At 52.2% G+C, this 22,380-nt stretch carries 22 protein-coding genes; 18 read left to right on the top strand and 4 right to left on the bottom strand.

What is annotated here, in order from left to right:
• Positions 1-34 precede the first annotated feature (34 nt).
• Positions 35-1,180, top strand: coding sequence for a PDZ domain-containing protein (locus EPO04_01830; protein TAK88838.1), 1,146 nt, complete (start codon positions 35-37; stop codon positions 1,178-1,180).
• A gap of 1 nt (position 1,181) precedes the next feature.
• Here EPO04_01830 and prmC read toward each other — a convergent pair whose 3' ends face one another.
• From prmC to EPO04_01815, 3 genes are all read right to left on the bottom strand, one after another.
• Complete coding sequence (gene prmC, locus EPO04_01825; protein TAK88837.1) at positions 1,182-1,988, bottom strand: peptide chain release factor N(5)-glutamine methyltransferase; 807 nt, start codon at positions 1,986-1,988, stop codon at positions 1,182-1,184.
• The gene (locus tag EPO04_01820) at positions 1,988-3,034 is read right to left on the bottom strand and encodes a peptide chain release factor 1 (GenBank protein TAK88836.1); all 1,047 of its coding nucleotides are present in this window, start codon (positions 3,032-3,034) and stop codon (positions 1,988-1,990) included. Before EPO04_01820 ends, prmC begins: the two co-directional genes overlap by 1 nt.
• A gap of 66 nt (positions 3,035-3,100) precedes the next feature.
• Positions 3,101-3,496 carry a 50S ribosomal protein L31 gene (locus tag EPO04_01815; protein ID TAK88835.1) on the bottom strand — a complete coding sequence of 132 codons (396 nt, stop codon included), beginning with the start codon at positions 3,494-3,496 and terminating at the stop codon, positions 3,101-3,103.
• Positions 3,497-3,824: 328 nt separating this feature from the next.
• Here EPO04_01815 and EPO04_01810 point away from each other — a divergent pair, with 328 nt between their 5' ends.
• From EPO04_01810 to EPO04_01730, 17 genes are all read left to right on the top strand, one after another.
• Positions 3,825-4,400, top strand: coding sequence for an N-acetyltransferase (locus EPO04_01810; GenBank protein TAK88834.1), 576 nt, complete (start codon positions 3,825-3,827; stop codon positions 4,398-4,400).
• Between the two features lie 128 nt (positions 4,401-4,528).
• Positions 4,529-5,278, top strand: coding sequence for a 30S ribosomal protein S2 (gene rpsB / locus EPO04_01805; protein ID TAK88833.1), 750 nt, complete (start codon positions 4,529-4,531; stop codon positions 5,276-5,278).
• The gene (gene tsf / locus EPO04_01800) at positions 5,275-5,865 is read left to right on the top strand and encodes a translation elongation factor Ts (protein ID TAK88832.1); all 591 of its coding nucleotides are present in this window, start codon (positions 5,275-5,277) and stop codon (positions 5,863-5,865) included. Before rpsB ends, tsf begins: the two co-directional genes overlap by 4 nt.
• Before the next feature lies 1 nt (position 5,866).
• Positions 5,867-6,427, top strand: a complete 561-nt coding sequence (locus tag EPO04_01795; protein ID TAK88831.1) for a ribosome recycling factor — start codon at positions 5,867-5,869, stop codon at positions 6,425-6,427.
• Between the two features lie 24 nt (positions 6,428-6,451).
• Entirely contained in the window at positions 6,452-7,144 is a 693-nt protein-coding gene (gene uppS / locus EPO04_01790) for a di-trans,poly-cis-decaprenylcistransferase (protein ID TAK88830.1), read from the top strand.
• A gap of 34 nt (positions 7,145-7,178) precedes the next feature.
• On the top strand, positions 7,179-8,258 hold the full coding sequence (locus EPO04_01785; GenBank protein TAK88829.1) for a PDZ domain-containing protein: 1,080 nt from the start codon (positions 7,179-7,181) through the stop codon (positions 8,256-8,258).
• Positions 8,233-8,988 (top strand): CPBP family intramembrane metalloprotease, encoded by a 756-nt coding sequence (locus EPO04_01780; GenBank protein TAK88828.1) that lies wholly within the window; start codon positions 8,233-8,235, stop codon positions 8,986-8,988. The genes EPO04_01785 and EPO04_01780 overlap by 26 nt, the downstream gene beginning before the upstream one ends.
• A gap of 2 nt (positions 8,989-8,990) precedes the next feature.
• Positions 8,991-10,238 (top strand): prolyl-tRNA synthetase, encoded by a 1,248-nt coding sequence (locus EPO04_01775; GenBank protein ID TAK88827.1) that lies wholly within the window; start codon positions 8,991-8,993, stop codon positions 10,236-10,238.
• 503 nt (positions 10,239-10,741) lie between these two features.
• Complete coding sequence (locus tag EPO04_01770) at positions 10,742-11,782, top strand: rod shape-determining protein (protein ID TAK88826.1); 1,041 nt, start codon at positions 10,742-10,744, stop codon at positions 11,780-11,782.
• A 12-nt stretch (positions 11,783-11,794) separates the two neighbouring features.
• Positions 11,795-12,601 carry a rod shape-determining protein MreC gene (gene mreC, locus EPO04_01765; GenBank protein ID TAK88825.1) on the top strand — a complete coding sequence of 269 codons (807 nt, stop codon included), beginning with the start codon at positions 11,795-11,797 and terminating at the stop codon, positions 12,599-12,601.
• 19 nt (positions 12,602-12,620) lie between these two features.
• Entirely contained in the window at positions 12,621-13,142 is a 522-nt protein-coding gene (locus EPO04_01760) for a hypothetical protein (protein TAK88824.1), read from the top strand.
• Positions 13,139-15,184, top strand: coding sequence for a penicillin-binding protein 2 (mrdA, locus tag EPO04_01755; protein TAK88823.1), 2,046 nt, complete (start codon positions 13,139-13,141; stop codon positions 15,182-15,184). Before EPO04_01760 ends, mrdA begins: the two co-directional genes overlap by 4 nt.
• A 246-nt stretch (positions 15,185-15,430) precedes the next feature.
• A complete protein-coding gene (gene greA, locus EPO04_01750; GenBank protein ID TAK88822.1) occupies positions 15,431-15,907 on the top strand; it encodes a transcription elongation factor GreA in 477 nt (158 codons plus the stop codon).
• Between the two features lie 84 nt (positions 15,908-15,991).
• Positions 15,992-17,527 carry a lysine--tRNA ligase gene (gene lysS, locus EPO04_01745; GenBank protein TAK88821.1) on the top strand — a complete coding sequence of 512 codons (1,536 nt, stop codon included), beginning with the start codon at positions 15,992-15,994 and terminating at the stop codon, positions 17,525-17,527.
• Positions 17,528-17,605: 78 nt separating this feature from the next.
• Positions 17,606-18,832, top strand: a complete 1,227-nt coding sequence (locus EPO04_01740; GenBank protein TAK88820.1) for a serine--tRNA ligase — start codon at positions 17,606-17,608, stop codon at positions 18,830-18,832.
• Complete coding sequence (gene raiA, locus EPO04_01735; protein TAK88819.1) at positions 18,829-19,206, top strand: ribosome-associated translation inhibitor RaiA; 378 nt, start codon at positions 18,829-18,831, stop codon at positions 19,204-19,206. Before EPO04_01740 ends, raiA begins: the two co-directional genes overlap by 4 nt.
• 51 nt (positions 19,207-19,257) lie before the next feature.
• The gene (locus tag EPO04_01730) at positions 19,258-21,870 is read left to right on the top strand and encodes a preprotein translocase subunit SecA (GenBank protein ID TAK88818.1); all 2,613 of its coding nucleotides are present in this window, start codon (positions 19,258-19,260) and stop codon (positions 21,868-21,870) included.
• Here EPO04_01730 and EPO04_01725 read toward each other — a convergent pair.
• Complete coding sequence (locus EPO04_01725; GenBank protein TAK88817.1) at positions 21,867-22,112, bottom strand: hypothetical protein; 246 nt, start codon at positions 22,110-22,112, stop codon at positions 21,867-21,869. The genes EPO04_01730 and EPO04_01725 overlap by 4 nt on opposite strands.
• Positions 22,113-22,380: the final 268 nt, after the last annotated feature.

Genomic DNA, 22,380 nt, shown 5'->3' with positions numbered 1-22,380 from the left:
TAATCTAATTCAAGGGGTAGAGGAGTATAATCGGATGACAGATACCGAGGCAAAACCAACTAAATCAAATCCGCTAACGCCCCGTCCATTTGCCGGGCGATTTGTACTAGTGGCATTGATCTGCGGCATTATTGGCGGGTCTTTAACCACTTTTGGACTGGCTCGGCTGGTGCCGGGCTTGATTCCTGTTAGCAAACAGTCAATCTTATTAGAACAAAGTTCGGCCACGATCGAGGTGGCAAAAAAGGTCTCACCGAGTGTGGTCTCGATCACCTCGGAATCAACCGGCTTTAGCTTTTTTGGGGCCTCACAAACCACCCAGGGCGCCGGTACTGGGGTTATTGCCAGTTCGGATGGCTTGATCATCACCAACAACCATGTGATTGAAGGTGCCAGTAATCTAACCGTTTTTACCTCGGAAGGTAAGGAGTATAAGGATGTGCAGGTGGTGGCGCGTGACGCCCAAAATGACACTGCCTTTTTACGGATCAAAGCCAGTGGGCTAAAAGCGGCTGAGCTAGGTGACTCATCAAAGATTCAGGTTGGTACGCAGGTTATGGCGATCGGAAACGCGCTTGGGCAGTTTGAAAACACCGTTACCACCGGTATCATTTCGGGCTTAGGGCGCCCGGTGGCTGCCGGTGATCAGCAGGGCAACAAGGTTGAGCAGCTCCAGAATCTTTTTCAAACCGATGCCGCCATTAATCCTGGCAACTCGGGTGGTCCGCTGGTGGATCTGACCGGTAAGGTGATTGGTATCAATACCGCTGTGGCGGGTAATGCCCAGGGTATAGGGTTTGCTATTCCCATCAACCAAATTGCAGCCCAGCTAGAAACGGTTAAAACCCAGGGGAAGATAGTAAAGGCTTACATTGGAGTGCGCTACATACCTGTAACCAAGGAGTTTGCCGCCAGTAACGACCTTAAGGTCACCGCCGGTGCCTACTTAACCAGCAGTCAGGGTCAGCCCGCAATAGCGGCCGACAGTCCCGCCGCTAAGGCCGGATTAAAAGAGGGCGACATTATTATTAAGGTTAACAACAAGACCATTGATGAAGATCACAGTCTCTCAACCTTAATTAACGATTACAAGCCTGGAGATAAGGTTAAGCTGACGGTGTGGCGTGATGGCCAGCAGCAGACAATTGAGGTAACGCTGGGTGAGGCGCCTCGGCAGTAGTTTAGCTCGCGAGCTGAAATCCCAAAATAAAATAACCCTCTTGCTGCAGTAAAAGCTGCTGATTTGCAGCGGCTTCAATTAAGCCGGCGTGCTGCCAGGGGTCGCATTCGGTAAACAGATAGCCGCCAGGGCGTAAGTGCGAGGGCAGCTGCTGCAAAAAGCGACGGTACAGATCAAGGCCGTCCGCTCCGCCGTGCAGAGCCACCGCCGGCTCCTTTTGCACCTCGGGCATCAGTTCGGCGTCATCTTGCAGGTAGGGCAGGTTGGTTACCACCGTATCAAACTCACCCTTAACCGATTCAAATAGGTCGGATTTAACCAGCTCAACCTGAACTTTGTGAGCCGCAATATTTTGCCGCGCCACCGCCAAAGCCTCGTCGGTAACATCGGTTGCCATAATCTTGAGGTCCGGCCGCTGCTTGGCAATCGCCACCGCGATCGCGCCACTACCGGTGCCAACGTCAATTAAGCGGGAGTCTTTGGGGGCGCTCTTTACCGCCCACTCAACCATCTGTTCGGTTTCGGCTCTAGGGGTGAGCACATCGGCGTTAATGTAAAACTCTAAACCGTAGAATTCACGCTTGTTTGTTAAATGAACGACCGGCTCACGCTGAGCACGTCGTTGCATCAAGTCTTTTACTAGCTCTAGCTGATCTAAGCCTAGCTCAAACTCCGGGTGAGCCATCACCCAGGCGCGGTTGCGCCCGACCGCATGAGCAATTAGCAGCTGGGCGTCCAGTCTTGCCCCGGTAACCCCGGCGACCTCTAACTGCGCAACGCTTTGTTCAATTAGCTGCCCAACCGTCATTACAGGCCTGCAGTTTCTAATGCCCGTTTAAGATCTTCGGCTTTTAGGGCCTCAATCATGCCGCTAATTTCACCGGCCATAAACTGCGGGAGACCGTGCTGGGTGCGGCCAATACGGTGATCGGTAATGCGGTCTTGGGGGAAGTTATAGGTGCGAATCTTTTCGCTACGATCGCCGGTGCCAATCTGAGCCAGGCGCGCCTCGCGGTTTTCGCGCTGCTCGGCCTCAAGCTTTTGGGCCAGCAGGCGAGAGCGTAGCACGCCCATAGCCTTTTGCTTGTTTTTAAGCTGACTCTTTTCGTCCTGACAGGTTACCACCGTGCCGGTAGGTAGGTGAGTAATACGCACCGCCGAGTCGGTAGTGTTAACGCTCTGGCCACCGTGGCCACCGCTTCGAAACACGTCGATGCGCAAATCATTCTCGTTGATCGCCAGCTCAGTCTCCTCGGCCTCCGGCAGTACCGCAACGGTTATGGTCGAGGTATGAACTCGGCCTTGCGATTCGGTGGCCGGTACGCGCTGGACGCGGTGCACGCCCGACTCGTACTTCATGTCGCCATAGACACCGTCACCGCGGATCTCAAACACAATCTCTTTGTAGCCACCAACATCACTGGGGCTTTCGCTATCAACCTCTACCTTCCAGCCACGAGCTTCGGCGTAGCGGCTGTAAGCCCTAAAAAGCTCAGCGCCAAACAAGGTCGACTCATCACCGCCGGCCCCGGCCCTAATCTCAATAATTACGTTTTTGCCGTCATTTGGATCTTTGGGCACCAGAGCTACCTTTAACTTGTCTTGAACCTCGGCCAACCGCGCCTCTAGGCCTGGCCGTTCGCCAGCGGCTAGCTCGGCCATCTCTGGATCTTCCAGCGCCTTTAAATCATCCTCAACCAGCCGTCGCTCATCGTACAGCGCCATCAAGGGCTTTAGCTCGGTCTGACGCTTAGCCGCTTTTACGTATTCTGGCGTACCAAACAACGAGCTATCCATCAGCTTTTGTTCTAGCTGACCGTACTCCTCGCGGGTTTTTTGCTCGGTGGCATCCATATCTGTACTCCATCATAACAAAACAGCACGCCGAATAACGAACGTGCTGCTAAGTTTAATAATTATTTAAGATTCGGTTGAATCGGTCTTTTCGGTCTCAGCTTCTGGAGCCGGAGCATCAACCTCGGCTGGCTCATCAATGGTCTGATCCTTGAGCTCCTCGGCAATTTCCTTAAGCTCAGGGTCGTTCTTTTGAGCCTTTTTGGCCTCACGCTCAGCCTTAACATCGGCTGCCTTTAAGCTAGCGGCCTTCTTGGCCTCGGCGGCCTTACGGCGAGCCTCAAACTTCTCAACGCGACCAGCGGTATCCACCAGCTTTTGCTTGCCGGTGTAGAACGGATGACAGTTCGAACAAATCTCAACTGTGATCTCTGGCACCGTGGCGCGAGTAGTGAAGTTGGTATCACAACCGTTGCAGTGCACCTTGGTGTCGAATAATGTCGGATGAATATCGGTTTTCATAACTCGACCATCTTACCTGAAAAAGGGGATGGCGTCAAGGAGTAGAATGCGCTACAATCAAATCGATACAAAGGTATCGAATGTATCTGGTGGAGCTGTGGCACTGGCCCGACAACACTGACTACAAAAATAGCCGCTCCGGGCGGCTATTTTTGTTTATTAACCTGGTGGAGCTATGGGGAATCGAACCCCAATACAGCGGGTGACGAAGCCAAAGTATAGCACCAGCTCGGCCCCTCGTCGTGAGACCGTATCCACCAGGCCTATTTATCGTAAACAACTAATATTAACGAATTCTGATCTCAAAAATTTATAGTATAGTTTTGGTATGACAAAGCCAAAAAATATTGCAAGAGACTTACACCAAATTCCGGCACTACAAAAAGTCCAAGTGCAAGATGATGTCTACCTGAGGTTAGTACAGGAATCTGATGCTAAAAGGACTATTGAAATACTCGAGGCTGATCCGAGCATACGCGACCGTGTCACTGTGGCCTCCAAAATGCTCAACGAGGCAGATGTGGTCAATGAGATTAGGAGAGGCCAAAGTAAGCCTGATATCCTTCGCTACACCCTTGTGCAGCAAGATAATATGGTGGGTTGGGTCAACTTATGGCAGGACAATGGCTACATGTCCGGAACGCCCAACCCAACCGTGATCGGTTTTGGTTATTTTCTCGACCCTTCGATGAGGGGCAGGGGCCTCGTTACCGCTTCAATTCAAGCCTTAATGCAGATGGCTCAGACTAGTATGGAGATAACAGAGTTCGTGGCATTTTGTGAAGATAGTAATGCTCCAAGCGTAAAAATCCTCAAAAAGCTTGGATTTAATTCAACCGATGATACGTTTGAAGAACCCAGAAATGGTTGGGTTGAACGAATGTGGGTGCGGCCGGCTCAATAGCTTGCCCAAACCTCTCAAATCTGGTATTCTAACCAAGTTGCATTGATTAACGTTACAGCTCAGGCATCAATCCTCCGCCGAACCTAAAACTCAGCGGTCGCCTGAAGCAAAGACTAAGGAGACAATTTATGGCAGATCAAACTATTAAACAGTTATTGGAAGCTGGTGCTCATTTTGGCCACCAGACTCGTCGTTGGAACCCGCAGATGCGCCCGTACATTTTTGGGGCTCGCAGCGGTATTCACGTTATTGACCTAACTCAGACCGCTGAGCAGCTTGAGGAGGCGGAAAAGGCCGCTTGCAAGATTGCCGAAGACGGCGGCAGCGTGCTATTTGTTGGCACCAAGCGCCAGGCCCAAGCGATTATTAAAAAGGAAGCTGAGGCTGCCGGTATGCCTTATGTAACCGAGCGCTGGCTGGGTGGTCTTTTGACCAACTTCCGTACCATTCGCAGTCGCGTGGAGCGACTTAAGGAGCTTGAAGCTGGCTTGGAGTCGGGTGACTTTGCTGGTAAGTACAACAAGAAAGAGGTCCTGGACCTGACCAACGAAAAGAACCATTTGGAGCGTATTTTTGGCGGTATTAAAAAGATGGACGAGCTGCCAAAGGCGGTCTTTGTGGTCGACATGACGCGTGACCACATTGCCATTGCCGAGGCTCGTAACTTGGGTCTAACCGTGATTGGTGTGGCCGACAGCAACGCCAACCCGGATTTGGCCGACTACCCAATTGCAGCCAACGATGATGCGATCAAGTCGATTCAGTTGATTACCGGCCGAATCGCTGCCGCCGTCGCTGAAGGCGCTAAACTACATGCCCAAAAGGCTCCGGTTGAGGATGCTAAAGAAGATACCAAAAAAGAAGGAGAGGTTAAGTGAGCGTAGAAGTAGCCGATATTAAGAAACTGCGAGAGCTAACCGGCGCCGGCATGATGGACGCCAAAAAGGCTTTGGTTGAAGCCGGTGGTGACTTTGAAGCCGCGGTAACCGCCATGCGTAAAAAGGGTGCCGCCCGGGTGGCCAAGCGTGGCGACCGCGAGGCTAAAGAAGGCACCATCGCGAGTTACGTTCACGGTGGCAAGATTGGTGTCCTGGTTGAGGTCAACTGTGAGACCGATTTTGTGGCTCGCACCGAGGACTTTCAGGAGTTTGCTCGCAATATGGCGCTACAGATAGCCGCTGCTAACCCCCAGTACCTGGACCCAGAGAGTGTGCCAGAGGCAGAGATTGCTAAGGAAAAAGAGGTGTTTGCGGTTGACGTTGAAGGCAAGCCAGCCGAGATTGCCGATAAGATTATTGATGGTAAGTTGGCTAAGTTTTACGAAAGTGTTTGTTTAACCAAGCAGCCATTTATTAAGGATGGCGATCAAACCATTGAGCAAATGATGACCGATCTGTCGTCTAAGCTGGGTGAACGAATTGTGATTCGTCAGTTTAAGCGCATTGAGCTAGGCGGGGAGCTGTAAAATGGTGACACAGGTGGTGAGCGCCGCCGATGGGCGGATGGATAAGGCGATTGAGCATCTTAAAGATGAACTCAACAGTTTGCGAACCGGTCGAGCCCAGACCAGCATGGTCGAAAACATTATGGTGGAGCAGTGGGGTCAGCAGACGCCGCTTAAAGCCGTAGCCACCATCACCACACCTGATGCACAAACCATCACCATTAGCCCGTGGGATAAGAACTTGGTAGCGGTAATCGAAAAGACCATTCGCGAGGACCAGGCTTTGGGTCTTAACCCGGCTAGCGACGGTAACGCTGTGCGCTTGAATGTCCCGCCAATGACCGAGGAGCGCCGCCGCCAGATCGTTAAAGAACTTGGCAACAAGGTGGAGCAGTGTAACATTAGCTTGCGCAACATTCGCCATGACGTGCTTAATGAGGTCAAAAAGCTAGAAAAGGACAAGCAGGCGACTCAGGATGATATGAAGTTTGCCGAACAGTCACTTAACAAAAAGATTGACCAGTACAAGCAAAAAATTACCGATATTGCCAAGGCCAAAGAGGCCGAGCTCATGACGGTTTAATCCGTCCGCGCTATAATACCAATCATGTCGCAAACCAGTCCTACCACACCCACTCATGTCGCTGTAATTCCAGATGGCAATCGCCGCTGGGCCAAGGCTAAAGGGCTCGAAACCAAAGAGGGCCATAAGGCTGGTTACCAAAACCTGCTCAAAATTGCCGACTTGGCCTTTGACCGAGGGGTGAAGTACGTGACCGGCTACGTTTTTTCGACCGAAAACTGGTCTCGCACCGAAGAAGAGGTTGGTTATTTGATGAAATTGGTGGGTTGGGTCCTAAAAGAAGAGGGCAAACGCCTGCACGATAAAGGCATCCGCATTAATATTATTGGCTCCAGCGAAGGGGTTGATGAAGGTCTGCTGGAGGGCTTTGACAAGTTGCAAAAACTTACTCGCCACAACAGCGGCGGCACCATTAATATTTGTTTTAACTACGGTGGGCGCCGCGATATTGTAGAGGCGGTCAACAAGCTGCTGGCCAGCGGGGTAAAGTCGGTTGACGAATCTAGCTTTGGGGAGCACTTATCAACTGCCGGTATTCCCGACCCAGATTTAATTATCCGGACATCGGGAGAGCAGCGCTTAAGCAACTACCTAATTTGGGAGTCGGCCTACAGCGAGCTGTACTTTAGCGATGTAATGTGGCCCGACTTTAATGAGGCTGAGTTTGACGCGGCCTTAACCGAGTACGCCAAACGTAAACGTAACTTTGGCGTATAGCCCTAGGGCGTCAAGTTAGCTACAATAGAAGGAGATGAGCTTGCTTATTATTCTGTTAGTAATTGCAATTTTTGGACTACTGGTGTTTGTGCACGAGCTGGGTCATTTTGTGGCGGCCAGGCGTAGCGGGGTTGAGGTAGAGGAGTTTGGTTTTGGTTTCCCGCCCCGCGCTATTGGCAAAAAAGTCGGCCGGACGGTTTATTCAATCAACTGGTTGCCGTTGGGCGGATTTGTCAAACTCAAGGGTGAGGATACGGCAGACCAAGGGGCTGGCAGTTTTAACGCGGCCAGTTTTTGGTCAAAGACCAAGATTTTGTTTGCCGGAGTCACCATGAACTTGGTTGCCGCTTACATCATCTTGCTCGGACTATGTATTAGTGGGCTGCCACCGGTACTGGCCAATCAGTTTAGCTTTGGCCAACCAACCTACGATCAGCCCAAACAGGTAATGGTGGTATCGGTCGCCAAAGATTCACCGGCCGCTAAGGCGGGAATTGAGCGGGGAGAGGTGGTGTTAAGCGCCAACGGCCAGCCCCTGGAATCGGAGCAGCAGTTGCTTGATTTCACCAAGGCTCAGGCCGGCCAAACGGTTAGCTTTGAGGTTGCAGGTGACCAGGGCACTCGCACCATTACAACTACTTTGCGTGGCGCTGACGAAAAACAGGGCCAACTTGGAGTCACACCAATTCAAACCTACAAGCTACAGTATCGTCCGGTAGACGCGGTAATCACCGCGGCCGGTTTGACCGCCCAGATGGTGTGGGCTACACTGGCGGCTTTTGGTGGTTTGGTAGCCGGCTTGCTAACGCAGGGGCAGGTGAGTCAGCAGGTAGCCGGTCCGGTTGGAATTGTGTCGATTTTGGCCAACATGGCTTACTTTGGAGTGTCGTACGTACTGTTGTTTGTCGCCTCAATCTCGGTATCGTTAGCGGTGCTAAACTCTCTACCGCTGCCCGCCCTAGACGGTGGGCGCTGGACCTTAATCGCTGCCCAAAAGCTTACCCGCCGACGGCTGTCGGAACGCTTTGAGGCTACCGTACATACCATTGGTTTTGCCGCTTTAATCGCCTTAATGGTCGTGGTGACCTTTGTCGACATCCAGCGCCTCAACTAGTACTAGCACCGCTCAGCGTTTACGCTCGGTGCCATGGAGCGCCCGACATGCCTTGGCTTTGTTTGCTGGCGCTTGGGTGGTTCTGCCATTTGCTTTTTATGTATGGTTCGCCGTTGCAGCCGGGTTGTTCCCTGTTTTCCAGCCATTTAATGAGCTAATTAACTCCAATAAGCCGGAGGCGAACTTAATCTTTGCTATCGTTGATGCCATTGGGTCGTTAGCGATTATTGGTTACCTTTTACATCGAACCGGTGCAAACTGGCGCGACCTTGGCTTTCGCGGGTTTAGCTGGTGGAAGGCGCTGCTGTATATTGGCGGATTATTCATCGCCTTTATTTTAGTGGTGCAAATACTGTACGTCGTTGTGCAACTGCTGGTTCCCGGTTTTAATCCAGATGAGCCGCAGACCAACGATTTTGATGGCTTGGCAACCAGCTTGAGAGGGTGGCTGCCGGTGGTCTTGGTTGTTCTACCGGCTTTTGTCGAAGAAACGGTGTTTCGTGGCTTTGTCTTTCCAGCCCTATCAAAGCGATTTGGCTTAATCGCCGGGGCGGCCATATCGAGCTTTTTGTTTGGCTTGGCTCACGTTCAGCCCAATGTGATTGTATACACCTTCGTGATTGGTCTGGTACTATGTTTCTTGTACGTACGGCTTGGGTCGATCATCCCAGGAATCGCACTGCACGCCTTTAATAACTACATTGCTTTTATTGCAATCAGCCAAAGCTAAACATGAAACTATCTCAACTTTTTACCAAGACTAGACGTGAAGCTCCCAGGGATGAGGAGGCAATTAGCGCTCAGCTACTGCTGCGAGCGGGCTTTGTTCATAAGCAGATGGCCGGTGCTTACGTTATGCTGCCGCTGGGCCTCAAGACGCTCAACAGCATTATTGGCATCATCCGCGAAGAGATGAATGCAGCCGGCGGCCAGGAACTAACCATGACCGCGCTGCAGCCGCCCGAACTGTGGCAAAAAACCAACCGTTGGGACGATAAGCAGGTCGACGTTTGGTTCCGCACCAAGTTGCACAACGACACCGAGCTGGGTCTTGGTTTTACTCACGAAGAGCCGCTAACCGAGCTAATGGCTGAAAACATTAGCAGCTACCGTGATCTGCCGCAGTATGTTTACCAGTTCCAGGCCAAGTTCCGCAATGAGGTTAGGGCCAAGAGCGGCATCATGCGTACGCGCGAGTTTATTATGAAGGACCTCTATTCCTTTAGCCGCGACCAAAAGCAGCATGATGAGTATTACGAAAAAATGAAAGAGGTTTACACCAAAGTATTTCAGCGCCTTGGAATCGGTGACCACACCTTTATTACTTTTGCCAGCGGCGGCAGTTTTAGCAAGTACTCGCATGAGTTCCAGGCCATAATTGAGGCCGGAGAGGATGTTATTTACCTAGATCGCGACAAGAAGCTGGCCGTCAACGAAGAGGTTTACACCGATGAGGTCCTTAACGATCTTGGCCTCGATAAAAACAAGCTCGAAAAGGTTAACGCCTCCGAGGTTGGTAACATTTTTACGCTCGGTACCAAGTTCTCCGACCCACTCGGTCTCAAGTTTACCGATGAGGATGGCTCGGTTAAGCCGGTCATCATGGGTTCTTACGGTATTGGCCCGGCGCGCGTTATGGGCGTACTGATTGAGCTGTTCCACGACGATAAAGGCATGATTTGGCCAGAAGAGATTGCGCCGGCAAAGGCTCACATTGTTCGAATCGGTGAGGATGAAGACGTCGTCAAGGCCGCCGACAAGCTCTACGCTGACCTTAAAGCGCAGGGTATTGAAACAATTTACGACGACCGTGACATTCCAGCTGGCGCCAAGTTCGCCGACGCCGACCTGATGGGTATGCCGGTCCGATTAACGGTTAGCCCTAAGACGCTCAAAGAAAACAGTGTCGAAGTAAAACGTCGTAACGAAGCGGAGTCAAAGCTTGTCTCGCACGCCGAAGCTCTCAAACTTTTCAAATAATCTAATTATTACTCAATAAAAAACACTGCGGCCCGGGTAGGAACATTCCACCCGGGCCCGTTGAGCTACTTGGTTCTGGTTGAAACAGGCTTGATGCTGGCGCCGACAACCCAGACAGGAGGTCGACCTCGGAGGGCGATGCCTTGTCTGGCCAGCTGCTCCTGGAGGCGCTCGCGGACGCGACGAATTTCGGGGGGTTCGAACTCCTCGTAAGTGCAGTCGTGTTTAATGGCCATGTGCGACTTCTTTCGGTCAGATGTGAAGAGCTCTTAGCTCTAATTATAGCAAAACACCTGTTTAAGGATCTTTTAACAGGTGTGAGGGCCAAAATTTACTTTTTAAAGGAATATTCTCAGGTAGCGCGCGGCTGCTCTCGTTTAAAAATCTTTAAACAGCCCATTTTACAAAACAGCACATGGAGGTGAAGCCGCCCTAAGTCACCCCTAGCCTCAAACCCCTCAAACCTGTTAAACTAACTCAAGATGGTAACGCTGGTATAGACATTGTTTGACCGACTACTCGGAAGATTTTCGCACGATATTGGGATCGATCTAGGGACCGCTAACACCCTGGTGTATGTGCGCGGCCGTGGGATTGTGATCAACGAACCAAGCGTGGTGGCAATTAACACCAAAACCAACCAGGTATTAGCCATTGGTGACGAGGCTAAAAAGATGGTTGGGCGTACTCCCAGCAGTATTGTGGCGACCCGACCACTAGTAGACGGTGTTGTCAGCGACTTTGAGGTTACCGAGCAGATGTTGCGCTACTTTATCGACAAGGTGCATCCCCAGCGCTGGAACTTGCTGGCCAGACCAAGGGTGGTGGTTGGCATCCCCAGCGGCGTAACCGAGGTGGAAAAGCGCGCGGTGGAAGACGCCGCCACCAACGCCGGCGCCCGCCAGACCTTCCTCATCGAAGAGCCAATGGCCGCGGCGATCGGCTGTCGACTGCCAATTCAGGATCCAGCCGGTTCAATGATTGTCGATATTGGCGGTGGTACCACCGAGGTCGCGGTGATTTCGCTGGGTGGGATTGTGGCCAGCCGCAGTATCCGGGTTGCCGGTGACGAACTAAGCGAAGACATTATCCAGTTTGCTCGCGATGAGTTCAACCTGACTATTGGTGAGCGGACCGCTGAGCAGATTAAGGTAACGGTCGGAGCGGCTCACCAGCTAGACAAGCCTAAGTCGATGCCGATGCGGGGGCGTGATTTGGTGACCGGTTTGCCAAAAGAGGTTCAGGTAACCAATGAGCAGATTCGGAAGGCGCTAGCTAAGAGTGTTCGCGAGATTGTTGAGGCGGTTAAGATCACGATCGAGGAGACTCCGCCAGAGCTGGTGGCGGACATTTTGGAGCGTGGCATTGTTTTGGCGGGCGGCGGCGCCTTACTTAAAGGCCTGGATGCTCTACTGATGCAGCAAACTAAGATGCCGGTACACGTGGCCGATGACCCGCTAACGGCGGTGGCGCGGGGGACCGGTCTGGTGCTAGAGGATATCGATACGCTCAAGGATATCTTGGTGCCAACCCAGTTTAAGTAGGGCGGGAATGATATGAAGCGAGGGCGTAGCGTACAGCGAAAGATTTTAGGCCTGATGGCAATTGGCTTGTTGCTGGTAGCGCTTGGTTCGGCCGGTCTGTTGCGTCCGGTTCAGAGCGGCGTGGCAACCATTGGCGCTCCATTTGCCGGCATTTTGAGCAAGATGAGCGCGTCAACCTCCGGCTGGCTAACCGCCGCAACCTCGATTGGAGGCTTGGCTAAGGAAAACCAGCAGCTTCGTAGTGAGGTGGCCGATTTAAAGCAGCGGTTGAGCCAAGAGGTTGAGGTTGCGGCGCAAAACGACGAGCTACGCAAGCAGCTTAATCTGGGTGGCGTTCGACCCGACAAGCTAATTGGGGCCGAAGTGATAGGGTATCAACCGGATAATTTTCGCCAGTTTATTACTATCGGACGCGGCAGCACCGATGGGGTAAGGTCGGGGATGGCGGTGATTAGTCAGGGAGCCCTGGTTGGTACGGTGCAAGAAGTTACGCCTACCACCGCCAAGGTCTTTTTGGTGATTGACCCGACTTTTCGAGTGACCGCCCTCGACCAGGACGCGCCAAATCGACCAACCGGTACCATTTACGGCCAGATTGGTGGCGGTTTGGTTATGGACAAGATTGCTCAAACCGAAACGGTTTCGCCTGGCGATACGGTGGTGACCGCCGGTACCGGCAGCGAGATACCTAAGGGCTTGATTATTGGCAAGGTGCAGACGGTTGAACGCCGCGACAACGGGGTGTTCCAGGTGGCTCAGGTAACCTCGGGAGTGGCCTTTAATCGCTTAGAGGTGGTTTATGTGGTTTCGCAGCCGTAACTTGGAGCGGAGGTAAGATATGCTAGCAATTGTTATGCAGGTTGGAGCACTTTTGGCGGCGGTCTGGTTGCAGCTATCTTGGTTTAGCCATGTTCGACCGCTGGGAGTTATGCCTAATGTGGTGCTGGCGGTGGTGGTGGTGACGGCACTGTGGGCTAGGGCCACTACGGCGGTAGCTAGCGCCGTGCTATGTGGCTTACTGCTTGATTTAGCCAGCGGCAGTGATTTTGGCTTGCGTACAGCTTTCTTTACGGTGGTAACGCTCGCTATAATCTCGGCCCGTCAGTTTGGTTTGTACGCCGAGTCGTTTTCGTTAGCGGCCGCGGTGGTGGTGATTAGTACAATAGTCGCCAATCTATTTATTGTACTGGGAGTGGTTGGTTCTACCGCCGGCATCGACTGGGCGGTAGTGGTTCAGCGAACCGGAATCGAAGCGATTTTTAATGTGATTGTGGTCGGAGTTTTGTTTGCGGTGCGCGAACTTACTCGCGACCGGCGCGCGCGGATTACCAGCGAGCTTCGTCGAGGATCTTGGCTGTGAGCCGTAAAGCCAAAGAGCCTATATTCGGTTTTGGTGGCGAGCAGTCACCCCATAAGGGCGATCCAGTGATTAAGCGTGATCAGGGTGGTAACGAAAGATGGATTGAGGCCATTCTGCCAGCCGACGCCGAGGCGGGAGTGATCGAAACTCCTACCAGCCGACGCCGCTTGATTATTATTGTGGGGGCGGTTTTTTTGGTGATGGCGGTACTAGCGATTCAAATGTTTCGCTTGCAGATTATTGATGGCGACCGTAATCTTGGGCTCGCCGACGGAAACCGCCTGCGCCAAAAGGTAACTAGGGCGCCAAGAGGGGTTATTTACGATCGCAACAAGGTGACCTTGGCCCAGAACCTGGCTAGCTTTGATGTTACGGTAATACCCAGCTTGCTGCCGCGTGACATCAATCACCGTCGTCAGATTTACGCTACCGTTGGCGCTTCTCTGGGGGTAAGTGGGCAAGAGATTGAGCAACGCGTTGAACGCTCCTGTATAGATCAAGCGCTTAAAGCTGGTACGCCACAGTTTAGGGCCGAATTTGACTGTTTGGCGGCCACACAGCCGCGACTGGTTGCCGATAATGTGCCGCGCGAGACCGCCCTCGACTTTGATCAGCTGTCGGCCACCACACCGGGATTTAGTTTAGATGTAAACCCGATCCGAGACTACCGCGACCAAACCTTGCTCTCGGCGATATTGGGCTATACCGGTAGAGTTAGCGAACAGGACTTAATTCGCAACCCCGATTACGCCCCAACCGATTATGCCGGTAAACTAGGGGTGGAGCTGCAGTACGAAAAGGAGCTACGCGGCCAAAACGGACGCGAGCAGACCGAGGTCGACGCGTCGGGTCGGCCAATCAAGCTGCTTAGTTCGCAGCCGTCGGTGCCTGGCTCTAACCTAGTTCTAACCATCGACACCGAGCTACAACAGCAGATGACCGAAGCGATAAAAAAGCAGATGCAGGCTAGCGGCAGTCCGCGTGCTAGCGGGATTGCGCTCAACCCAAAAACCGGCGAGATATTGGCGGCGGTCAACCTGCCTAGCTACGACAACAACCTGTTTGCTAAGGGTATTGGTCAGAGTGATTACAGCCGGCTGCTTAATGACTCGGCGCAACCGCTGTTTAACAAGGCGATGGGCGGAGCCTACCCGGTTGGCTCGATCATCAAGCCGTTAATCGGCTCAGCCGGCTTGCAAGAAGGAGTTATTTCTCCATCTACCACCGTGAACGATACCGGTTCGCTGGAGGTGCCTAACCGGTATGACCCCAACACCAAGTACACCTTTCGTTCGTACGAAGAGGGTGGCTTGGGAGTGGTTAACATTTCACGAGCGATTGCGGTTAGCTCAAACGTCTTCTTTTATACCGTTGGTGGTGGTTTTGGTAATATTGCCGGCTTAGGGGTTGATCGGTTGACGGCTTACTATAACAAGTTTGGCCTAGGGGCTAAGACCGGAGTTGACCTGCCGGGTGAAACCGCCGGCCTAGTACCAACTCCGGCCAGTAAAAAGAAGGCTAGTGGTGAGGGGTGGTACCTGGGAGACACCTACAACATTTCGGTTGGGCAGGGTGACCTCCGCGCCTCACCCTTGCAAATGGCGGTGGCTACGGCGGCGGTGGCTAACGGCGGCAATGTGTTGAAGCCGCATATTTTAAAAGAGGTCCAAGATGCCGGTGGTCGCACCATCCGCGCTAGCAGCACCGAAGTTGTCCGCCAAAACTTTATTAGCCCGGCCAATATTCAGCTCATTCGCCAAGCCATGCGCAAGGTGGTATCTGAATCCTACGGTACCGCCTGCTGCCAGATGGAGCGAGAGGTACCGGTACCGGTTGCCGGTAAAACCGGTACCGCCGAGACCGATCCCAATGGTAAGCGCAAGCCACATGCCTGGTTCACCGCTTTCGCCCCGTATGATGATCCGCAAATCGTCACAGTTATCTTGGTTGAAAACTCGGGTGAAGGCGCTCAATATGCTGCTCCGGCCACTCGCGAAACGCTAGCGTGGTGCTTTAAGCGGCCTGGCGGCTGCGTTAAATAAAGACGCTAATGTCAGTCAATAACAACGCTTGTATTTAAAAACTTTACCTTTGTTAAGCCCAAATACTGCTTTTAAACCACATTAACAAGAGTAACGCTTGACCTTAGGCGTTGGCTGCGGGACAATACATTACATCGTAAGTGTCCGCACTTACTTTTAAGCTTATAGACTCTGCCTGGCACCGAGGTTTTTCCTCGGGCGTTTTTATGCCAAGCAAAAAATGAGGGAACAAGAAAGGAGGCACACATGAGTGCACCTACAACTAAAAAAGAGTTTTACCTAACCAAGGAAGGCGTTGAAAAGCTCAAGGCCGAGCTGGAGGATTTGACCAAAAATCAGCGTCCCCAGATTGCTAAGGAGCTGAAGGAGGCCAAGGAGTTTGGTGACCTTAGCGAAAACGCTTCTTGGGATGCTGCCAAAGAGCACCAGTCATTTGTGGAAGGGCGCATTGCCGAGGTTGAGCAGATTTTGCGCAACGTGGTAATCATTAAGGCTCCCAAAAAGACCGACAAGGTTGATATTGGCTCGACCGTACACTTGGAGCTTGAAGATGGTGAACAGAAGTACACCATCGTTGGCTCCACCGAGGCCAATCCGGAGCTCGGTAAGATTTCGAATGAGTCACCAATCGGCCAGGCGCTTATGGGCAAGGGCAAGGGTGAAGAGGTTGAGATTTCGGTTCCTTCGGGCACTATGACCTACAAGATCAAGCATATCGAATAAAATAGACTTTGATCACCGGTAAATGAGCCCACTCGGGCTCATTTTGGTTTATAGAAAGCAATAACTAAGGTAAAATCACATCATATGAGCGAAACCAAAACCAGCAATTTTTGGCTCGACCTAGCCGCCGACGAGATTATCCGCCGCTACCCAGACGGCGAGATTATCGTGTCGAGCGGCATTTCGCCATCGGCCTCATACCACATTGGGCATTTCCGTGAGATTATGACCGCCGAGGCCTTAACCTGGGCGGTGCGCCAGCGTGGTCGCCAGGCTCGCCATCTTCACGTGGTGGACGACTTTGACCCATTACGTAAACGCTATGACTTTTTACCAAAGGAGTTTGAGCAGTATGTGGGTTGGCCAATTAGTTTGGTGCCAAACCCAACCGATTCAAAGTACGGATCCTATGCCGACCACTTTTTTGCTGAGTTTGAGCAGCATCTTGAGCCAATGGGAATCAAGCCGGAGATTATTCGAAGCTACCGTGACCTGTATCAGCCTGGCAAGATGGCTCCGTACATTACTCAGGCACTTTCAAAAGTTGATCGCATTCGCGAAATCTTTAAAGCAAAATCAAACCGTGAACTACCGGCCGACTGGACTCCGGTAACGGTGTTACAGGAAGACAACCGGTTTGCCAAGGGAGAGCTCAATACTTTCAATAAAGATAAAGAAACCATTAACGATACGCCATTTAATGATGGACGAGTAAAGCTCGATTGGCGTCTCGACTGGCCGGCGCGCTGGGCTCTGCTAGGCGTGCAGGTTGAGCCATTTGGCGCCCAAGAGCATGGCGCCTCCGGTAGCTCGTACGACACCGGCGTAGATTTTGCTCGCGATATTTTTGGCATCGAGCCGCCGTACGATGCGGCGCGCTACGGTCACATTCATCGTCCTGGCGAAAATATCAAGATGAGCTCATCAAAGGGTAATGGAGTTACCCCTGAAGAAGCTCTCAAAATTATGCCGGCTGAAATCCTGCGTTACTTTATTGTTCGCAGCCGCCCCGAGCGAAAGCTGATCTTTGATCCCGGTCAAGGCCTCTATAACTTAATCGATGAGTTTGCTGCCGTTCAGGATGATCCGGATCATGAGTTTCGTGATGCCTACAACTTTGCGGTGGCCGGTGACACCAAACGCGTGATTTCCAGCGTACCGTTTAAGCACCTGGTTCAGGTGTATCAGGCCGCCCAGGGAGACGAGGGGCAAACGCTCGAAGTACTCCGCCGCACCGATTACAAAGACGAGGTTGAAAACGAGCGCGATATCATTATTGCCGAACTCACCTTTGTCAAAAACTGGCTCGAAAAATACGCTCCGGATGAAGTAAAATTCCAGGTTCAAAAAGAGCTTCCTCAAGCCGACCTTAGCGCCGCCCAGCAGAAGTTCCTCGACCTACTTGCTACTAAAATTGAAGATCATTCTGGCGATATTGATGGCCAAACCATGCACCAGCTGATTTATGCCGCCAAAGATGAGGCCGAGCTCCAACCCAAAGAAGCCTTCCAGGCGCTTTATCAAGTCATCCTGGGTAAGCTATACGGTCCAAAGGCGGGCTGGTTCTTGGCCAGTCTTGATCGCGATTGGCTAACAAAACGCTTGAAGCGACAAAGCTAATAAAGACCGGAGTTTGGCTTGATTTGTGTAACAATCAACCTATAAAAAAGCCTTTAGGCACGCTATAATAAAGCTATTATGATTGATATCAAAAACCTCCGAGCCAACCCCGAAGATTACCAAACCTCAGCTGAGCAGAGAGGAATTAAGGTTGATATAAAGGCAGCCATCAAACTTGATGCCGATCGCGCCCAGCAAATTGCCAAGGTTGAGCAGCTCCGCGCCCAGCTGAACGTTAAGGGTAAGCCTAGCGAGGATGAGCTCAAGGCCCTACAGCAGGCCAAGGCCGAGCTTGAACCGCTCGAAAAACAGCTTAAGCAAACCACCGAAAAGCTGGATGCAGTTCTGCAACAGATTCCAAACTTGCTTGCCACTGACACACCCGAAGGCGGGGAAGAGGATAATCGTGAGGAAAGGACCTGGGGCAAGGCCGAAAAGCGCGACGGAGTTAAGGATCATTTAACTCTTGGTGAAGCCAACGACTGGATTGACTTCGAGCGTGGCGCCAAGGTGGCCGGCGCCAAGTTCTACTTTTTAAAGGGCGCCTTGGTCCGCCTCGAGATGGCGGTGGTAAACATGGCCATGGATCTGCTTGAAAAAGAGGGCTTTACTCTAATGAGCGTGCCGCATATGGCTAACACTCGCACCATGAACGGGACCGGTTTTAGCCCTCGCGGTGAGGAGCGCCAGATCTACGAGATTGAGGGCGACGACCTTAACTTGATTGCTACCGCCGAAATCCCGCTAACCGGCTATCATGCCGACGAAATCCTGGAAGCCGATCAGCTGCCGCTACTCTATGCTGGCTACAGTCCGGCTTATCGCCAGGAGGCGGGGGCTTACGGCAAACACAGTAAGGGCTTATACAGAGTGCATCAGTTTAATAAGTTAGAAATGTATGTGTTCTGCTCGCCCGAAGATAGCGAAAAATGGCATCAAAAGCTGGTTGAGGTTGAGGAACGGATCTGCCATGAACTAGAGATCCCGTATCGGCTGGTACGGATTGCGGCTGGCGATCTGGGTGCCCCGGCCTACAAGAAGTACGACATTGAGTACTGGAGCCCGGTTGATGGCAGCTATCGCGAACTCACCAGCTGTAGTAATGTGACTGATTATCAGGCTCGCCGCTTAAATATTCGCGCCCGAAAGGAAGATGGTAGCCTGGAGCACGTGCATACCCTAAATGGCACCGCCGTGGCAACCAGTCGCCTGCTAATTGCGTTGCTTGAGAATCATCAGGCCGAGGATGGTACTGTGGCCATACCAGAAGCCCTGCAAACCTACTATGGAGGTAAGACGCTATGATTAACCTACAGTTAACCGCTCGCCATCACGAGGAGCTGGACGACAAGCTACAGGACTACGTAGGGCGTAAGATTGGTCAGCTGGATCGTTACATGCCCAAAGGTCATGCCATCGCCAAGGGTAAGGTGGTACTGGAGTTTGATAAAAGCGCCGGCGAGGGCTACCAGTATATTTGCGAGGTGCGTCTAGACGTGCCCGGCGTAGACATGTTTGCCAAGGAGGGCACGGTTAACTTGTATGCTGCGGTTGATATTGTTGAGCAAAAGCTAAAGTCCCAGATTATCAAGTATAAGGATAAGCATAGCTCGCACCGTCCGCGTCGGCGAGGTAATCAAGTCGCTGAATCTGATTACCCACCAGTTGATACACAGTAGTCACTTAAAGAGCCTGTCACACCTGGAGAAATGTGCTAAAATAACCAGGTTATGAAGTTGTTGCAGCGCATTTTTGGCGATACCAGTTCCCGCGAAGTCAACCGCGCTCAGCGGCTGGTTGAACAGGTCAACGCACTCGAAGCCAAAACCAAGAAATTATCCGATGCTAAGCTCAAAGATCAGACCCAAAAGCTCAAAGATCAGCTTGCCAAAGAAGGTGTCGGCATCGATGATCTCCTGCCCGAAGCCTTTGCCACGGTTCGCGAAGCCGCCAGGCGCACCATTGGCCAGCGCCATTATGATGTCCAGCTAATCGGCGGAATCGTGCTCCACCAGGGTAAAATCGCCGAAATGCGGACCGGTGAGGGTAAGACCCTGGTTGCTACCGCGCCAACCTACCTTAACGCTTTGGCCGGTAAGGGCGTTCACGTGGTGACCGTTAACGACTATCTGGCACGACGTGACGCCGGCTGGATGGCTCAGATTTACCATGCGCTTGGCTTGACCACCGGGGTGATTGTGCCACAGGCGACCTTTGGTGTATCAGCTTATCTGTACGATCCGGACTATGGGGCCGAAGGTGTTGACGACGTCCGACTCAAACATCTGCGCCCGGTTAGCCGCCGCGAAGCCTATACCGCCGATATTACCTACGGTACCAACAACGAGTTTGGTTTTGATTACTTGCGCGACAATATGGTTAATGAAGAGCCAGCGATGGTGCAGCGTGATCTGGCCTACGCCATTGTTGACGAGGTCGACTCTATCTTGATTGACGAGTCACGGACTCCACTCATCATTAGCGCCCCGGCCGGCGAAAGCACCGACAAGTATCGTCAGTTTGCCCGCTTGGCCCAGGGTTTACAGGAGGGGACAGATTACACCTTGGACGAAAAGCAAAAGGCGGTCAGTGTTACCGACGATGGTATTTGTAAGCTGGAAAAGGCTTTAGGTGTTGATAATGTTTACGAAGCCGGTCGGATTGAGGACGTTCACCACGTTGAGCAGTCGCTCAAGGCTCAGTCGCTCTACCTCAAGGATCGAGATTACGTGGTGCGCGAAAACGAGATCATTATTGTGGACGAGTTCACCGGTCGCTTAATGCACGGTCGTCGCTACAGCGAGGGTCTACACCAGGCGATTGAGGCCAAAGAGGGGGTTGAGATTCGTCAGGAATCGATGACGCTAGCCACCATCACCTTCCAGAACTACTTCCGCCTTTACCAGAAGCTGGCCGGTATGACCGGTACCGCCGCGACCGAAAAAGAGGAGTTCTTTAAGGTCTATGAGCTAGATGTGGTGGTGGTTCCAACCAACAAACCCAATATCCGAATTGACCATCCAGATCGAATTTATCGTACTCAGATGGGTAAGTTTAACGCCGTGGTGGGTGATATTGCCGAGCGACACCAGGCCGGTCAGCCGGTGTTGGTTGGTACTGCCTCAATCGCTAAGAACGAAATGCTGAGCCAGTTGCTAAGTAAGGCTAAGATTCCGCACCGAGTGCTCAACGCCAAAAACAACGAACGCGAGGCCTCAATTGTGGCCGATGCCGGCCAGCCGGGGGCGGTGACGCTTGCCACCAACATCGCCGGTCGTGGTACCGATATTGTGTTGGGCGAAGGAGTGCAGGAGGTTGGCGGTTTGTACGTAATTGGTACCGAGCGCAACGAGTCTCGTCGGATCGACAACCAGCTGCGTGGTCGCGCTGGGCGCCAGGGTGACCCAGGCTCAACCCGTTTTTATGTCTCGCTCGAAGATGATCTGATGCGCATCTTTGGTGGCGAGCGAGTGGCCGGTTTGATGCAAAGTCTAGGTGTTGACGACGAAACGCCGATTGAGAGCGGCGTGGTTAGTCGTAGTCTTGAAAACGCCCAAAAGAAGGTGGAGGGGCACAACTTCGACATTCGCAAGCAGGTGGTTGAGTTTGACGATGTAATGAACCGACACCGTGAGGTGATTTACAGCCGACGCAAGGCGGCGCTCAAGCACGCCAACCTGAGGGAAGAGATTGAGAAGATGCTGGCTCACGAGATGACGGTGTTGGTTGAAGCTCACACCGATCAGCGTACCGGCATACTTGATACCGATAAGGTGGTTGAACAGGTCCAGGCCGGCATGATGTTGGACCAGTCGGTAATAGATCAGGTTAAGGATGCTGACCCGCGAGATGTGGCTCAAATCCTAATTGGTTACACCGCTAAGCTGTATGATTCCAGGGAACAACAGATGGGGTCGGAGGCGATGCGCTTGCTGGAGCGGCTGGTTTACCTGCAGATACTCGACCGGTTATGGATTGAGCACCTGGAGGCCATGGAGCGACTGCGTGAAGGTATTGGCCTGCGTGCCATTGGTCAGCGCGATCCGTTAATTGAGTACAAGCGCGAAAGTCACAACCTATTTAATCGGCTGATCCAGATTATGGAGGCGGAGATTGCCAATTCAATCTTACGCGCCAGCCTGACCATTGAACCAGCCGGTGAACAGGTCCAGACCGCTATGACCCGGGCCGCTGCCCAGGCCCACGAGCTCAGCGATATGAGCCAGGCCGGATCAGATGGGGAAGAGGTTGCTCCATCTGGTGGCAACCGTGCTGCTAGACGACAAAAGAGCTCATCTGGGGGCTCTAAAAAGGCAAACAAAAAACGCAAAAAACGACGTTAGGCTTTTCTTGTCCCGACCGCTTTAGACTTATTTTCAAATGCATCAAGACGCTTTTTAATCCGTCGTAATAACTTCTTCATCTGAGTTGTATCCTCAATAACTGCGTAAAAATCTTCATCGTGAGCTCTCCACCTTTGCTCATTTTTAGCATGTATGCGCAATAAACGCTCTTGAGTGTCGGGGTGGAAGCGCTTTATTGCTTCCTTAAACTCCTCGTAGCCAGGCTGATCAATATAGTTCATATATCGACCATAATCCAGATCGTTCTATCTGTCGAATTTTTAATTAACTGGTAATTAAATCAGCTATACAGTGCTGTAAAATCATTGACAAAACGTAAGCTTTATGGTATATTTGTCCATCGTACGTTGACAGCGATGTGTTGATTCGTGGGTGATCAAGTCACCCAGAGTCGTATCAGATAGGAAAGCAACCACATAGGAGGGGCACGGATGCCCTACCGCAGAAGTTCACGATCTGTAGATCTTGAAGCCCTGAGGAGGGTGCCAG

The sequence above is a fragment of the Patescibacteria group bacterium genome, assembly GCA_004297735.1.
Taxonomy (GTDB): Bacteria; Patescibacteriota; Saccharimonadia; order UBA4664; family SCTI01; genus SCTI01.
This window is presented reverse-complemented; position numbering and strand designations above follow the sequence as displayed.

Coding starts and splice junctions, on each gene's coding strand:
- EPO04_01810 (TAK88834.1), top strand. CDS start 3,825: ATGACAAAGCCAAAAAATATTGCAAGAGACTTACACCAAATTCCGGCA.
- rpsB (TAK88833.1), top strand. CDS start 4,529: ATGGCAGATCAAACTATTAAACAGTTATTGGAAGCTGGTGCTCATTTT.
- EPO04_01795 (TAK88831.1), top strand. CDS start 5,867: ATGGTGACACAGGTGGTGAGCGCCGCCGATGGGCGGATGGATAAGGCG.
- EPO04_01785 (TAK88829.1), top strand. CDS start 7,179: ATGAGCTTGCTTATTATTCTGTTAGTAATTGCAATTTTTGGACTACTG.
- greA (TAK88822.1), top strand. CDS start 15,431: ATGAGTGCACCTACAACTAAAAAAGAGTTTTACCTAACCAAGGAAGGC.
- uppS (TAK88830.1), top strand. CDS start 6,452: ATGTCGCAAACCAGTCCTACCACACCCACTCATGTCGCTGTAATTCCA.
- mreC (TAK88825.1), top strand. CDS start 11,795: ATGAAGCGAGGGCGTAGCGTACAGCGAAAGATTTTAGGCCTGATGGCA.
- raiA (TAK88819.1), top strand. CDS start 18,829: ATGATTAACCTACAGTTAACCGCTCGCCATCACGAGGAGCTGGACGAC.
- lysS (TAK88821.1), top strand. CDS start 15,992: ATGAGCGAAACCAAAACCAGCAATTTTTGGCTCGACCTAGCCGCCGAC.
- EPO04_01760 (TAK88824.1), top strand. CDS start 12,621: ATGCTAGCAATTGTTATGCAGGTTGGAGCACTTTTGGCGGCGGTCTGG.
- EPO04_01775 (TAK88827.1), top strand. CDS start 8,991: ATGAAACTATCTCAACTTTTTACCAAGACTAGACGTGAAGCTCCCAGG.
- EPO04_01740 (TAK88820.1), top strand. CDS start 17,606: ATGATTGATATCAAAAACCTCCGAGCCAACCCCGAAGATTACCAAACC.
- EPO04_01730 (TAK88818.1), top strand. CDS start 19,258: ATGAAGTTGTTGCAGCGCATTTTTGGCGATACCAGTTCCCGCGAAGTC.
- EPO04_01725 (TAK88817.1), bottom strand. CDS start 22,112: ATGAACTATATTGATCAGCCTGGCTACGAGGAGTTTAAGGAAGCAATA.
- EPO04_01815 (TAK88835.1), bottom strand. CDS start 3,496: ATGAAAACCGATATTCATCCGACATTATTCGACACCAAGGTGCACTGC.
- prmC (TAK88837.1), bottom strand. CDS start 1,988: ATGACGGTTGGGCAGCTAATTGAACAAAGCGTTGCGCAGTTAGAGGTC.
- EPO04_01830 (TAK88838.1), top strand. CDS start 35: ATGACAGATACCGAGGCAAAACCAACTAAATCAAATCCGCTAACGCCC.
- EPO04_01820 (TAK88836.1), bottom strand. CDS start 3,034: ATGGATGCCACCGAGCAAAAAACCCGCGAGGAGTACGGTCAGCTAGAA.